The 14,813-nt window shown below is 44.3% G+C and carries 11 protein-coding genes; 5 read left to right on the top strand and 6 right to left on the bottom strand.

All coding sequences use genetic code 11. From position 1 onward, the window contains the following. Positions 1-64 precede the first annotated feature (64 nt). The gene (locus tag KE627_RS03195) at positions 65-718 is read right to left on the bottom strand and encodes a histidine phosphatase family protein (protein WP_013728590.1); all 654 of its coding nucleotides are present in this window, start codon (positions 716-718) and stop codon (positions 65-67) included. Between the two features lie 188 nt (positions 719-906). Between KE627_RS03195 and helD the strand changes: the two genes are divergently transcribed. The 4 genes from helD (at position 907) to KE627_RS03175 (ending at position 6,940) form a co-directional block, all read left to right on the top strand. After that, positions 907-3,201, top strand: a complete 2,295-nt coding sequence (helD, locus tag KE627_RS03190; protein ID WP_056939170.1) for an RNA polymerase recycling motor HelD — start codon at positions 907-909, stop codon at positions 3,199-3,201. A gap of 147 nt (positions 3,202-3,348) precedes the next feature. Then, entirely contained in the window at positions 3,349-4,278 is a 930-nt protein-coding gene (gene coaA / locus KE627_RS03185; protein ID WP_056939171.1) for a type I pantothenate kinase, read from the top strand. Positions 4,279-4,360: 82 nt separating this feature from the next. After that, entirely contained in the window at positions 4,361-5,914 is a 1,554-nt protein-coding gene (gene guaA / locus KE627_RS03180) for a glutamine-hydrolyzing GMP synthase (RefSeq protein WP_013728587.1), read from the top strand. A gap of 162 nt (positions 5,915-6,076) precedes the next feature. Then, a complete protein-coding gene (locus KE627_RS03175) occupies positions 6,077-6,940 on the top strand; it encodes a YitT family protein (protein ID WP_013728586.1) in 864 nt (287 codons plus the stop codon). Positions 6,941-7,018: 78 nt separating this feature from the next. Here the strand turns inward: KE627_RS03175 and KE627_RS03170 are convergent, their stop codons facing one another. Both KE627_RS03170 and KE627_RS03165 read right to left on the bottom strand, forming a co-directional pair. Further along, complete coding sequence (locus tag KE627_RS03170; RefSeq protein WP_056939172.1) at positions 7,019-9,184, bottom strand: YhgE/Pip domain-containing protein; 2,166 nt, start codon at positions 9,182-9,184, stop codon at positions 7,019-7,021. 12 nt (positions 9,185-9,196) lie between these two features. Next, complete coding sequence (locus KE627_RS03165) at positions 9,197-9,886, bottom strand: hypothetical protein (RefSeq protein ID WP_013728584.1); 690 nt, start codon at positions 9,884-9,886, stop codon at positions 9,197-9,199. Between the two features lie 139 nt (positions 9,887-10,025). Between KE627_RS03165 and KE627_RS03160 the strand changes: the two genes are divergently transcribed. After that, positions 10,026-12,194, top strand: a complete 2,169-nt coding sequence (locus tag KE627_RS03160) for a YhgE/Pip domain-containing protein (RefSeq protein WP_056939173.1) — start codon at positions 10,026-10,028, stop codon at positions 12,192-12,194. Positions 12,195-12,453: 259 nt separating this feature from the next. On the opposite strand, the gene KE627_RS03155 is transcribed toward KE627_RS03160, so the two are convergent. The 3 genes from KE627_RS03155 to KE627_RS03145 form a co-directional block, all read right to left on the bottom strand. Next, positions 12,454-13,308, bottom strand: coding sequence for a GRP family sugar transporter (locus KE627_RS03155; RefSeq protein WP_013728582.1), 855 nt, complete (start codon positions 13,306-13,308; stop codon positions 12,454-12,456). 195 nt (positions 13,309-13,503) lie between these two features. Next, complete coding sequence (locus tag KE627_RS03150; RefSeq protein ID WP_211772866.1) at positions 13,504-14,382, bottom strand: IS30 family transposase; 879 nt, start codon at positions 14,380-14,382, stop codon at positions 13,504-13,506. A gap of 150 nt (positions 14,383-14,532) precedes the next feature. Continuing rightward, complete coding sequence (locus tag KE627_RS03145) at positions 14,533-14,748, bottom strand: hypothetical protein (RefSeq protein ID WP_013728581.1); 216 nt, start codon at positions 14,746-14,748, stop codon at positions 14,533-14,535. Between the last annotated feature and the right edge of the window lie 65 nt (positions 14,749-14,813).

Genomic DNA, 14,813 nt, shown 5'->3' with positions numbered 1-14,813 from the left:
AATCCAGTTAAATAATATAAAACAGCCGTGAGCAGAATTTTGCTCGCGGCTGTTTGGGTTTCTTCTATAAATCTTCACTCACATTATTAAAGTACTCAACCGAATAGCTCTTGCCGTCCCAGTTGACCTTAGTGACACTACCGTTTTTGGTTGACACATCGACTGGAATGTCACTGAATTTGGCAACCACATTTCGGATGAGGGTGCCATGGGTGGCCAACAAAATCTTGTCACCGTCTTGGGCATCGGCCACTACCTGATCAATGGCAAGTTTAAGCCGTTTCCAGAACGTTCCGCCGCTTTCGGCATCTTTGTATGGATCAGCCGCCGCAATCATGTCCTCGGCCTTTTCAATACCAAATTCGGCAATTAAGCCATGAAACGAGTTGATCCCGATGGGGCCGCCAATTGTATGCCAGGTTTTGACGTCATCTTCACCTTCGTAGTAGCCAAAGTTCAGTTCACGAAAGGCACCGGTTGGCACTGGATCCTTGATTGCTGCCGGGTTTTCTTTCAAGATCAATTGGCCGGTCTTGATTGCCCGGGAAGTATCACTGCTGTACGCCGCATCGAATTTGATTTGTGAAAGCCGCTTGCCAGCTGCCACTGCGTCGGCAATTCCCTTGTCGGTTAAGGGTGAGTCGATCACTCCTTGGATACGGTGGTATTTGTTTAAGTATGTTTGACCATGTCTAACAAAATATAGTGAGATCGTCATATGTGTCCTCCTAAGTATACAATTATTTAAAACATCTCAATTATACCATAGTGTATCGGTCGAATGGCAAGTATACCAATTAACAATGTCAGGCCATTTAAGTTACCGTTAAGCCAGAAACGATAATGTCTTTTGAATTGGTACCGTTTTTATGCTAAACTATTAAGTCAAGTTATAGGGGGTAAATAATGGCAGATAATATCAAAACACAAGAACAACACCATTTGGACCACGTCATTGATGAAATCCACATTTCCCAAAAGGACCTTGAGCAAAAGATTAAGGCGACCAAGCGGGATGTTAAAGATATCAATCGCAATTTCAACAATGATGTTCGGCTCAAAACTGAAACGTACAGCGGGATGATGGAAACTGCCATGTCCATTCGGCAGCAACAGCAAATGCTTTCTGAACGTGAAAATCGCCAGGAACATGCCGCCCGAGAACTTGGGACGCTCAACAAGCTTGAGCAGAACCCCTATTTCGCACGGATTGACTTTCGTGAAGGGGACGAAAAACGAGACGAGACCATCTATATTGGCATGGCATCGTTTACCGACCGGCCCGACCACTACCTGATCTATGACTGGCGGGCACCGATCTCCAGTATCTATTACAACGGTGGGATCGGCGATGTCAGTTACATGACCCCCGACGGTGAACAGACCGTTGATGTCAAATTAAAGCGCCAATTCCAAATTGAAAATTCAAAGATCAAAACAGTTTTCGATACCGAAGAAGTCGTGGGTGACCAGATGCTCCTGGATGCCTTGAGCAACCGTTCGGACACCAAGATGAAGAGCATCGTGACCACCATTCAAAAAGAACAGAACCAGATTATTCGGGATACCGATTCTGATTTACTGTTTGTCCAAGGCTCAGCGGGTTCCGGAAAGACGGCCGCTGTGTTGCAGCGAGTTGCTTTTCTTCTCTACCAATACCGCGGCAACCTCCATTCCGGCCAAATTATTTTATTTTCACCGAACCAACTGTTTAATGATTATATTAACCAGGTGCTCCCTGAACTGGGCGAGCAGAATATGGTTCAGATGACGTTCTATCAATATAGTTCACATCGTTTGCCGAGTGTCCAAGTTGAAACCTTGTCTGAGCGCTTTACTGAGCAGCTGGACAAGACTGCCCAGAAGCTGACCGACGTCAAAGGCAGCTTGGATTATTTCCGAGCAGTCAGTGCTTACGCTAACCATTTGAATAAGGAAGACATGCGCTTTAGAAACCTGATGTTTAACGGTGACATTCTGATTCCAAAAGAAAAGATCGCTGAAATCTATTATGGTTTCAATGAGAACTACAATCTCCGCAACCGACTGGAGTCAACCAAGGAAGAATTGATGAAGATTCTTAACCGCAAGATTCACGTCGAAATGCGGAAAAAGTGGGTTGAAGATGCCGTTCAAAACCTATCTAAAGAAGAAATTCAACAGTTCCATGCCGAAGGTGAAGAAGAAATTCTCAATGCCGATAAGGAATTCAAGTTCCTGGCCCGACGGATTGTTATCAAGTCATTTAGAAAAGTCCAGCGGCAAATTTCTCGCAACCACTGGTTGAGTATCAATAACCAGTTTGTTCATATGCTTAAAGAGATGCCAAAGATCCTCAATCTGGCTGATTTTGGCATTTCTAACGAGTTGTGGGCCGAAGAGATCAAAGCCACCGTCGGCCGTTTGAAGAAGGGCAGATTGTCATTAGCTGATGCGTCATCGTACATTTACTTGTACGACTTGATGACTGGTAAACGTGGCGATAAAGATATTCGTTATCTCTTTATTGATGAGGTGCAGGATTATTCAGCCTTTCAATTGGCCTTCTTAAAATTCAGTTTCCCAAGGGCGCGATTCACGCTGCTGGGTGATTTGAACCAGGCGATTTTCACCCATGAAAACAGCCGTAAATTGTTGGGCGAACTTGGCAGCATGTTCCCTGAGGATAAGACCCGCGTGGTTCAATTGACCAAGTCGTACCGATCAACAGAACAGATTACCAACTTTACCAAGCACCTGTTGACCAATGGTGAGAATATTATTCCATTCAACCGTCAAGGCGACCTGCCGCACATTTACGTCAAGGACGGGGTTGATGCTGCAGTTGAGCAGGTTAAACAGCAGTCCGAGTTGAACTTGGCCGACCATGAAACGACGGCCATCATTGGCAAGACACTGAAAGAATGTCAAGAGCTGAGTGGCAAACTCGCTGAACTGGGTGTCAAGTCAACATTGATTCGAACTGAAAATCAGCGTTTGGTGAAGGGCATCATTGTCGTGCCTTCATACCTTGCCAAAGGGTTGGAATTCGACAGTGTGATTATGTGGGATGCTTCGAAGGCCTGCTACCCGGACGAAAGCGATCGCCAACTGGTCTATACGATTTGTACCCGGGCAATGCACCGATTGACGGTTGTGGCAGTCAAATCGTTGTCACCAATTTTTGAGACGGTGCCCCAAGATGAATATGAGTTGAATTAAGCATGAGTCGGATCGAAATGGTCCGATTTTTTATTACCTAATTTATGTCGGCTGGCGGACTTCAAGTGAAAACATATCTCCGGTTCTCGGGGCAGTCTGAAAATGTTATACTTATTTGGTTGAGTAAAGAATAAGCGGAGAAAATGCATGGATGATTTAATAAACTATTATTCATTCACCAAAGATGAGTGGAAACATTTTAATAATGACAATGAAGTCGATTTGCCGTTGACGTCTAACGAACTGCGGCACATTAAGGCCTTCAACGACCAAATCTCGTTGCAGGACGTTGCTGACATTTACAAACCGTTGGTGCACATGATTCGCCTGCAGAAAAACAACTTTGATCAATGGCAGACCACCAAGGCCCGGTTCCTGCGCAAAAAGGTGCGAACCGTGCCGTTTATTATTGGAATCTCCGGAAGTGTCGCGGTTGGAAAATCAACCACGGCCCGGGTGCTTGAGGAACTGCTTTCCAATTACTTCACCGGCGAGACGATTAAGTTGATTACGACCGATGGGTTTCTCTATTCGAATGCCGAGCTGAAACAACGCGGGATTTATGACAAGAAGGGGTTTCCTGAGAGCTATGATATGCGCAAGTTAATCGCATTTTTGAACGAGGTCAAGTCGGGAGTTCCGGTCACCAAATCACCGGTGTATTCCCATCAAAGTTATGACATCATTCCCAACCGCTTTGAGTTGGTCGATCGCCCGGACGTGCTGATCATTGAAGGAATCAATACGTTGCAGTTACCCAGCAACGAGCAGATTTATATCAGCGACTTCACCGACTTTTCGATTTATATGGATGCTGACGTCCATTTGATTGAGAAGTGGTACTTGGAACGATTCAGCCGCTTGATGGACACGGCCTTCCAAGATCCCGACAACTATTACTATGATTACGCGCAAGGGGATCGTGAGGAGGCCTTTGATATGGCCCGCAGAGTGTGGGACACCATCGACCTGCCCAACCTCCGAGCAAATATCCTGCCAACTCGCTCGCGAGCTGATATGATAATGCACAAGACGGACAATCATTTGATCGATCGGTTGTACCTGAGAAAATATTAATGTTTGGATTTTCAGAATAATGTTGACCAAACCTAGGTGAATCGTTTATTATTTATGTAAGAACTTTGAAAGGGTGTATGATTTGGCAAACGTTGACTTATCAAGCTTCGATAAGATTTTAGTGCTGGATTTCGGTAGTCAGTATAACCAACTGATTACAAGACGGATCCGTGACTTAGGCGTATATTCTGAGCTTAAGTCCCACGCATTGTCCGCAAAACAGATCAAAGACATGAACCCCAAGGGAATTATTTTCTCCGGGGGTCCAAATAGTGTGTACGAAGATGGCGCTTTGAAGGTTGATCCAGACATCTTCAAGCTGGGAATTCCAATCTTGGGAATTTGTTATGGCATGCAGATTATGGCATATACCCTTAATGGTGAAGTCGAGAAGGCTTCCAATTCCGAGTACGGTCATGCTGATATTCAGATTACTTCTGATGATGCAGTTCTCTTCAAGGGAACCCCACGTGAGCAGCCAGTCTGGATGAGTCACGGGGACTTGGTTAATGAAGTTCCTGAAGGCTTTGAGACAGTTGCCACCAGTCGTGACTGCCCAATTTCTGCTATGCAGGATGTTGAGCGTAATTTGTATGGGATTCAGTTCCATGCTGAAGTTAGAAATACCAAGTATGGTAACGACATCTTGAAGAACTTTGCTTTCAACGTCTGCCATGCAGAGGCCAACTGGTCAATGGATGACTTCATTGATCTGCAGATTCAACATATCAGAGAAGAAGTTGGCGACAAGAAAGTGCTGCTGGGTCTCTCTGGTGGAGTTGATTCAAGTGTTGTTGGTGTTCTCTTGCACAAAGCAATTGGTAAGCAACTGACAAGTATTTTTGTTGACCACGGCTTGTTGCGCAAGAACGAAGCTGACCAGGTCATGGATAGTTTGGTCGGCAAATTCGGCTTGAACATTATCAAAGTGGACGCTCAGGACCGCTTCCTTTCCAAGTTGAAGGGTGTCACAGATCCTGAAAAGAAACGCAAGATTATTGGTAATGAGTTCATCCAAGTGTTTAACGATGAGGCCAGCAAGCTTCACGGCATTGATTTCTTGGCCCAAGGCACGTTGTACACTGACGTGGTTGAGAGTGGAACTGATACTGCTCAGACAATCAAGTCTCACCATAACGTTGGCGGCCTGCCAGAAGACATGAAGTTTAAGTTGATCGAACCTTTGAACACGTTGTTCAAGGATGAAGCCCGGGCAATTGGTGAAAAATTGGGAATGCCAGAAACGCTTGTTTGGCGCCAGCCGTTCCCAGGACCAGGTCTCGGCATTCGAGTGCTTGGTGAAGTGACTCCAGAAAAGCTGAAGATCGTTCGTGATAGCGATTGGGTCCTGCGGGATGAGATTGCTAAAGCTGGTTTAGACCGCGATATCTGGCAATACTTCACCGTTTTACCAGGCTTTAAGAGTGTTGGTGTCATGGGTGATGGTCGAACTTACGATTACACCGTTGCCATCCGAGCAGTGAACTCTGTTGACGGAATGACCGCTGACTTTGCACGGATTCCATGGGATGTTCTGCAAAATGTCTCCACTCGGATCGTAAACGAAGTTGATGGCATTAACCGCGTAGTGTATGACATTACGAGCAAGCCACCGGCAACGATTGAATGGGAATAACAAATTAATTGATATTATGAAAGTCCAAAATCAGATTTTGATTTTGGACTTTTTATATTTTCTGTGATTTTCATGATTTCAGCCTAAACAATGAAAGGGGGACTGCCAACCGCACCCCATTAATGGTAGAATGAAAATCACATATCAAGATTGAGGTGCGAAATGAATTCAATTTGGAATTATTGGCGAAAACTAAATATTAAATCGACCGAATTAATTGGGGTAGCAGTAGGGGCGTTCATCTATTCGATGACCTATAACTATCTGTTGTTGCCTTCTCACCTTGGTGAAGGTGGAGCGATGGGAATCACAGCACTGTTGTACTATGCTTTTGGGGTGCCGTCATATCTGTCAAACCTCCTTATCAATGCTGTTTTAATTGTGATTGGCTACAGGTTGTTTGAAAAGAAAACCACTTATCTGACAATTTGGGCAATTGCCTGGATGACGGTGTTCCTCAAAATTCCGGTGTTTTATACATATCATACCCATGAATTGATTGTGCCGACGCTGTTAGCCGGCGCCTTAACCGGGATCTCAATTGGTTTGATTTTCCGCTTCAACGGCACAATTGCTGGAGATACGATTATTGGTAAGATTCTCAATTATTTTTTTGGCATCTCACTGGGTACCGGGAGTTTGATATTCGACCTGTTCATTGTGGTTCCGTTTATCATGATTATTGGGTTCACCAATACCGTTTTAACGGTGATCTACCTCTACGTTTACTCCGTGTTCACTAATCAGTTTTTGGCGAATATTGGTGCTAAAAAGGCCGTTCTGGTGGTTTCACCAAAGTACCGGCAAATTGCGGTGACCATTTCCAAAGAATTAAATCAGGAAATGACGATTTTTAATGGCACTGGCTATTATAGTGATGCTGATCAGCACATGTTGTACATGATTGCTGGTCCTCGGCGGGTCACCAAATTGGTACCGATCATCGAAAGTGAAGATAAGAATGCGTTAATTGTGATTGAAAACATCCGCAGTGCCCGGGGGTTGGATATGCGCAGAATCCTTTAGGCGTGTAAATTGGTACAAAAAGGGCCCACAAAACCATTTGCTGATTTTGTGGGCCCTTTTTGAAACACTTATTTAATTTTACAACTGGGACTTATGGAACCCATTTTCCATCTTCGAAAGTGGTTTGACGAACACCCGCCACAATGGCGCCATTAGGAGGAAGAATCCGCCAAACGCCGCCAAAATCAGCATTGCGTGCCAATAGACGCTTGGAATCGGCCCAGCAATGGCCTCTCTGAAGGCTTGGATGACGTAGGTAAATGGCAGGAACGGTGCCAAGCTTGCCAAATGGGAAGGAATCAGTTCAAGTGGATACACACCACCGGTTCCAAATAGTTGAGCAATCATCATCAAGACACTAAAGACTTTGCCGATATTACCGAACATATAGACCAACGTGAACATGATGATGGTGAAAACGGTCGTTGCCAGATAGGCAGTTGCCAACATTGCCAACAAGCTTCGTGGCCGCAGTCCAATGATGACCAGTTCACCAAGCATGATGAAGGTGGTTTGGGTAAATGACAGAATTAGATACAGAAGGCCTTTACCAACGTATTGTTGAATCCGGTTGGCTTTTGGAAACCGTTTGTCTTCTGGAATCAGGTATTTCCATGAGACAATCGTGGTGAGGAGCAAGACGCCCACCCACATGGATAAGACTGTGTAAAAGGGCGCCATGCCGTAGCCGAAGAGGCCCATGTTATACAGCTGCTTTTGTTTCAAGGTAATTGGGGATGCCAGCAAATTTGAAATCTTGGGATTTTCACCCAATAAGTTAATGATTTTATTCAAATTCTTTTCGTTGATGAATTTGGTTTGGTCATTTAAGTCGTTCAGTTTATCTTCAATGCCGTTTAAGCGATGTTTAATTCGATTGACCTGGGAAACGGAGATTTTACTGATTGCTTTTCCAGCCGAAGTTAACGCATTTAGCTGTGGTAACAGGGTTCTTAAGGATGACAGCACTTCATCATTGCCGTTCAACTGGGTGTCCAAGGTATCATTGAGGTCGTCAATCGCCTGGCTAACCGTGTTGGTGAACGTGGATCCCGCGTTAGTCAGACTATTACCCAAAGCATCGGTCGTTTTTGCGAGCTGCTTAATCAGTTGATTAATTGATTTTTGCGATCGATTGTCTTGGTTAGCGTTTTTCAGGCTGGTTAAATTGCGCTGCTGCTCATGGACGTGTTGTTTGGCATTGCTGAGGCTTCTGATCAGCGAAGTCGTCTGATTGTTTGGCAGTAAGTTGTTCAACACATCGGCGATTCGCAGGGCATTATTGATGCCGGTAAGTGTCGACTCATTCAGCGTTTCCAGTTGATTAATTTCACTGTTTAACAGCGACTTACTTGAAGCGTGTCCGCCAGTCTGCATGTCATCGACCAATGAGTTGATGCGGTTATTATCTGACTGAAGGTCATTTAATCCGTTTGATAAATCATTTTGCGCAGAACTGAGAGATTGCTTGGTGGCCTTGGTTAAGTTGCGGCCATGATTGACAACATTTTGCAGATCGGTTATCTGACTGGAGATTTTCGGGATGTCTCCCTGGACCGTCTTCAGGTATTGCTCGACATTGTCTGAGTCTTTGTTAGCTTTATCCAAATAGCCGTTGGTTTTCTTCACCGTGTTGATGGCATCCAATAGTGAGGAACGAATTTGGAGAATCTCCGGTTTGTGGGTGTTAATCTTGGCTCCGGCGGCATTCATTTCTTTTAAGGCGGCTTTAGTACTGATTTTGATGAAACTGTCCCGCACCTGCTCGGTTAACGTGTCGACAGCCTGGCCGGTAATTTTGGTTGCGGCCGGGTTTAACTTTTCATTGGACTTATAAATAATATTGGGCTTCTCAGGATTGGTGGAAACTAGTGTGGCCAACTTGCTGGAAAAGTCATTGGGAATTTCAATGAGCGAGTAATACTTTCCTTCATCCAAGCCATTGTTTCCCTGCCAGTCATTGGTCATGATCCAGTTGATGGCGTGGTTTTGTTTGAGTTCGCCGACGATTTGTTTGCCGACATTCAGCTGCTTGCCATTGACCGTGCTGCCCTCATCGTCATTCACCACAGCGATCGGCAGTCGACTGGTATTGGCCTTGGAATACGGGTCCCAGGAGACCATGATGTTGGGGACCGCATAAATGGCCGGAATCAGACAAAAAGCCAGCAGGGTTATCCACACCGGCCGGCTATGAAATATATTGTGTAAGTCACGTTTGAGTAAGGTTAATATTGTTCGCATAAATGGGTCCTTTTAATTGATTCGATCAAGCAGTCCTTGGGCGAGCGCAAACACGCGGTTGTTCAGGTTATGAATGACAACGATCTTGGGATATAGCTTGTTGATTCCCTCACTGAACAAGTAATTGAGTGTTTGACCATCGGATTTGATCATTTCAAAGATTTGATTGAGCTTGGCAATATCTGGATCATTTTGAATTGATTCGATCCAGTTATTTAACTGGGTTAGCAAGTCGGGCAGGGTGCTTTGATGATTCATCAGGTTGAGAATTGAAATCAGCTGGTCCTTATTATTGGTGGACAACGTATCAATCAAGCCGATAATCTGATTCAGTTGTTGTCGCTGACGAGTCACATTGATCATTCTTACCAGATGACCGCGCCAGATCCAACCGGCGACCTTACCGTTACCATTCTTGACATAGTAATAGACTGCCTTGTTGCCGTTAGCCCGTTGGATATTCGCCGATTTAGAAGCGTAAAAGGTGGTTAAAGGATAATTGTCGGCGTTATGGACCTTCTTGGTTAATTTGGCCGAACTGTACAGATAACCACTGACTGCACGGTAGGGTGCCTTGGTTAAAGTCTGGGTGCTGGTAACCTTGGCCGCTGTGGTTTTCGCTGACGCGGTGGTTGGTTGAATAGCAAATAGCGCCCCTAAGATGGTCAGTGATAGTATCCATTTAATAACTGAATGTTTCATAATATTATAGCTCCCTCATAAAAGTAGGTTAATGTTGTTAACTATAGTTACCATTGTTAATCATTCGCATACGCGTTATTATCAGTATAATGCATTTTTCGACAGAAACAAGTAGCAAGGAAATTTGAGGGATGGAACAATGTTTAAAAATATCAAACTGATTTACCAACGGGACCTCAAGGCAATTTTTAAGTACAAAGCAGCGTTGCTGACGATTAGCGCGCTTTGTATTTTGCCTTGTCTCTATACTTTGGTGAATGTCAAAGCAATTTGGAATCCGTATACTTCCCACGAGGTTCAAAAGATTCCGGTTGCCGTCGTTAATAACGATCAAGGCACAACAGTTCAAGGCAAACAGATGAATTTGGGCAAGCAAATCATAGCCCAGTTAAAACACAATAATCAGATCGGCTGGCGGTTTGTTGATTCAAAGACTGCCCAAAAGAAAGTTCGCGCTGGAAAGTATTACGCCGAAATCAAAATTCCCAAGACCTTTTCGGCTGATTTGGGCAGTATTGTGACTGCTAATCCGAAGAAGGCCCACATCGACTATATCGCTGACACCAAGGCCAGTCCAATGAGTTACAAAATTACCGAAGCCGCCTCAAAGACGCTGTTGAACACGATCAAAAAACAATTCGTATACCAAGTTAACAGCACCATTTTTACCTATTTGAATGTGGCTGGTAAAAAGGCTGGTGACAACGAATCCGAGATTCTCAATTTAAAGGACCTGATTATCAATCTTGGAGACAGTATGGAACTGGCAACCAATACCTTAGGAGATATCAGTGAAGCCTCCAGCGGGCTGGCTATGGTCTTTTCTGAACTGAAGCCGGTGATTTCAGCATCTCAGGATATCAATATTAACCAAGCGATTGGCTCGTCGAACCAGCAGTTGATTCGGAGTGTGAATCAGGGCGTTAACCAATCGTTTGGCAACGTTCAAACCAGCTTGAATGGGATTCAAACTGACGCCGCACGACTGCGGTCCCTCACCAATCAGTTGAACAAGCAGACTTCTGCGGCCGGCCGTAATCAGGCCACTGGTTTGGCCAGTCAAATTTTGTCGCAGATTAAGTTACTGAGAGGGCAGATTACGCCATTAATTGCTTATCTGCAGACGATTAATCAATCGCAGCGGTTGAGTGGGGTGAGTCGATTAATCAGCCAACTCAATGACGTCAAGAATCTCCTGGATGCCCAGTCTCAGCAAGTCACCCAACTACAGCGGGCGCTTAGTTCAGGCAGTACGGCCAATACCGGCCTGCAGCAGCGAATTGCCAGTCATTCCTATTCAGTTGCCAGCGGCCTGAATCATTCACTGGCGAGTTATAATCGCAACGTTAAATCAGAATTGAACGGGATTCAACGCAACCTGCTGTCAGCCAGCAATCACGCTTCGGGTGTCTTGAACAATGTTAATGACATTCGCAGCTTGAACGAAAAGTCGTTGGATACGATTATTTCAGGCAATCAACTGGTCAGTGACACCACCGGCAACTTGGAGAACCAACTGCTCCAGTATAAGGGCGTGATTTTGCAGGCAAGTAATCAGTTGAAATTGACTTCAGACGATAATATTGCCAACATTATCAGCATCCTCCAGAACAATCCCAAGTTGATGGGCAACGCACTGGCCCAACCATTTAACGTCAAAAATGAGAACATTTATCGGGTCAGTTCATTTGGTGAGGCGTTTGCACCAACTTACATGGCCCTATCGATTTGGGTAGGGTGTGCGATGCTGGTCGCAGTTCTGCACACCTCGGCGCCCAAATATCATCGTTTCAAAAATTTGCGGCCGCGTGAAGAATATATCGGCAAGATGCTGCTGTTTAACACCTTGTCGATGATTCAAACGATGGTGATTGTCCTTTCAACTGTCTTTATTCTCAGGGTTCACGTGGAAAGTTTGTTCCTAATGGTGATGATCGGCGTGGTGTCATCACTGACGTTCTCGGTAATCGTTTATACAATGGCGTCGGTGTTTGGTAACTTAGGAAAGGCGTTGGCAGTGATGATGGTCGCTTTCCAATTAGCCGGAAGTGGGGCAATCTACCCGATTCAGTTGAATCCGTTGTTCATGAGAATCATTCAGCCGATTTTCCCATTTTCATACAGTGTCAGTGGCTTCCGCGAGGCCGTTGGTGGACCCAATGTTGGTACCGTGGTCTTGGACTTCTTTGTTCTGATCTGCATGCTGATTGGGGGCTTGATCGTCGGCCTATTCATGAAGGACTTCTTTAAGCGGGTCACCGCCCGTCTGCTCAATGATTTTACCAAGAGTGGGATTGGACAACCTTAAATCCAAATAGAAAAGAGGCTGAGACAAAAGTATACGCTTTTGCCTCGGCCTCTATTTCTTGTGATCCCATATTATTTATCAAAAACGTGCGACGACGGCCAGCATGCTTGCCTAGCCTACATGGCAATCGGCTGATCCCGGCCATTTAAGCGCACAGATCAATCATTCCAAAACCAGGAATAATCGATCTGTGCGCTTAAATTCTGGGATCAAAACGCCTTAAGTCCCACTCTCTTTTCAACTTCAACTGATCTATTAATTATGCAAACGAGGTGGCAACACTACCAACAACAATCAACAGGATGCCGGCAATGGTAAAGATCATTTCCCGGCGACTCTTGTGTTCGTGCAGAATTGTAATTCCGCCAAAAGTGGCAATGATGACACTTAATTGCGTCCAGATGAATGCGGAGGTGTTTCCGTTTGCCTGAGCCGAGTAAATGTAGGAAAGCGCAGCGACTCCCCAAAGTAATCCGGCGATGATGTTGAGGTATTGTTCTTTTTGTTTAAATGATTGACGGTCGGTGAACAAGCCGAAAATAACGGCACCAATTAAAATGCCCATCATTTCTGGCAGGAAAACGGAAGTGCCGCTTTGTGCCTTAATGATTGGAATGTTAGGGAATGACGAATAGATCCAGTAACCAACGGTGGTGCAAAGTAAGAACGTGGCGTCCTTAAAGGTAATTTTGCCGCCTTTTTCGTCACTGACAGACGTTAACAACGCTCCGGCAATCACAATAATCAAGGCGATGAAGCCAATGATTTTGGATTGAGTTCCCTGCCAGTCACCAAAGATCAATACGCCAAGAATCGAGTTACCAACTAACTGAAACACCGTGGATAATGGGTAGGTGTTGGACACGCCGATTCGTTTGAAGGAAATGAATTGGCCGATTTGACCAATCGTCCACAAAGCACCGCAAACGATTGCAAAAAGAAACGCAGTCATGTTGACGGCCGGTCGGGTCACCAAGAAGACAATCAATCCGATGATGGTCGTCCCGGCACCAATTCCAAAGATTTGGTTGGCTGGCGATCCGCCGACTTTTCCGGTTATTAGTGGCATTAACCCCCAACCAAGGGCGGGAAGTAACGCAATAAGTAAATTCATAATCAAAACTCTCCTCAATTTTAAGTAATAATGTAATACTATACCTTATGAAAGAAATTTTCTATCAAAACGGTTACAAAGTTTAAAAAATCGTAAAATTATCTAAAAATAAAGAGAAATAAGATCAATTGGTAGATTGCAAATTTAATCCGAATTTTTTGACAAATTGGTCAGCATGACCTGATAAGGTGTTTGCTAGTCAAGTATTTTAAGTGGTCTCTGATTAATTTCGAGTAAGGTGGTTTTCAAGCCTTGAGCACTAATGTGCTCAAAATAAGTCCCCTTAGGATAAAAATAGCGTAAGTTCCGATTAAATCGTTCATTACTGCCGCGCTCAGCTGGCGTATAAGCATGGCAGTAATAGGTCTTAATACCATATTGTGATTCAAGTGATACTAGCCCACTAAACTCAGTGCCACGGTCCACAGTAAAGCTGTGCACCGGACCATTAAAAGTGGTTAGGAACTTAGTTAGTGCTTCATTAACAGTCGCTGTCGTCCGATCTTTTAACCGGTATGCCCAAAGGAACCGTGATTTGCGATCGATTAAAGTTAATAAAACTGCCTTACTATGCCCACGAGGACCAACGACTGTATCTAGTTCAAAATCGCCGATGCGATTACGTTGATTAATCATCATGGGACGCTGTTCAATTGATCGCCCCAAAGATTGATTATATTTGGATCGTTGGTCAACGTTACGCCGTTGGCGTACGCCATGTTCAGGTAGATCATTCAAGGAGAAATCAATTCTCCCCTGATTTAGCCAATTATAAATAGATTTAGTAGCTAGTTTAAATTCGTGAGCAATCATTCCTGGTGACCAGCTTAGACGTAAATGGTTGAGAATTTTTTGCTTTAACTCATCGCTCAGCTTAGTTTTCCGACCACATCGTGATCGCTTGTATTCGGCATCTGTTTGTGCTAATTCAGCCTGATAAGGTTGACATCGAGATAATTCATAAGAAATTGTTGACGGTGATCGGTTCAGCCGAACGCCCATTTGGATATTGGACAGCCCTAGTTCACAAAAGGTTTCGATTTTAATTCGTTCGGAATAGGTTATACTAGACAAAAGATCAGCTCCTAAAAGATGGGTTTGTGGTAAACACCATTTTAAAGGAAGCTGATCTTTTTTGCCCGAACAGCGTTCGGATTAATTTTACAATCTACCAATTGAATGATTTTATTTCTCTTTATGTAAAACATTTTCAAGATAATTGGATTAGTGGCGATTCTTGTATGGCTGAATTTGTGAGCGTTGAAAAAGCAGATAAACGCCATAAACGGCGGCGACTATCAGCCCAACTACCAGCAGTTTGGACAGGATCAGAAACCCAATTGCGAGTATTATCAGCCAAGCCGAGGCCTTAATGAACAGCCAACTGACATTTAGAACCAAATACCCCACTAAAAATAGCATGAGTAACATAAAGATCATTGTCCAAGCTCCTTTCTAAATAGCGATTAAGTCTGACTTATTTAGTTTTAATTTACCATATTAAC

Source organism: Lentilactobacillus buchneri (assembly GCF_018314255.1).
In the GTDB taxonomy this organism is placed as follows: Bacteria; Bacillota; Bacilli; order Lactobacillales; family Lactobacillaceae; genus Lentilactobacillus; species Lentilactobacillus buchneri.
Note: the sequence above shows the minus strand (reverse complement) of the source record. Positions and strands in the feature narration are given on the sequence as shown.

Bases quoted from the DNA above. Each gene is read 5' to 3' on its own strand.
- coaA (WP_056939171.1), top strand. From the start codon at position 3,349: ATGGATGATTTAATAAACTATTATTCATTCACCAAAGATGAGTGGAAA.
- KE627_RS03160 (WP_056939173.1), top strand. From the start codon at position 10,026: ATGTTTAAAAATATCAAACTGATTTACCAACGGGACCTCAAGGCAATT.
- KE627_RS03155 (WP_013728582.1), bottom strand. From the start codon at position 13,308: ATGAATTTACTTATTGCGTTACTTCCCGCCCTTGGTTGGGGGTTAATG.
- KE627_RS03145 (WP_013728581.1), bottom strand. From the start codon at position 14,748: ATGATCTTTATGTTACTCATGCTATTTTTAGTGGGGTATTTGGTTCTA.
- KE627_RS03165 (WP_013728584.1), bottom strand. From the start codon at position 9,886: ATGAAACATTCAGTTATTAAATGGATACTATCACTGACCATCTTAGGG.
- KE627_RS03175 (WP_013728586.1), top strand. From the start codon at position 6,077: ATGAATTCAATTTGGAATTATTGGCGAAAACTAAATATTAAATCGACC.
- KE627_RS03170 (WP_056939172.1), bottom strand. From the start codon at position 9,184: ATGCGAACAATATTAACCTTACTCAAACGTGACTTACACAATATATTT.
- KE627_RS03195 (WP_013728590.1), bottom strand. From the start codon at position 718: ATGACGATCTCACTATATTTTGTTAGACATGGTCAAACATACTTAAAC.
- helD (WP_056939170.1), top strand. From the start codon at position 907: ATGGCAGATAATATCAAAACACAAGAACAACACCATTTGGACCACGTC.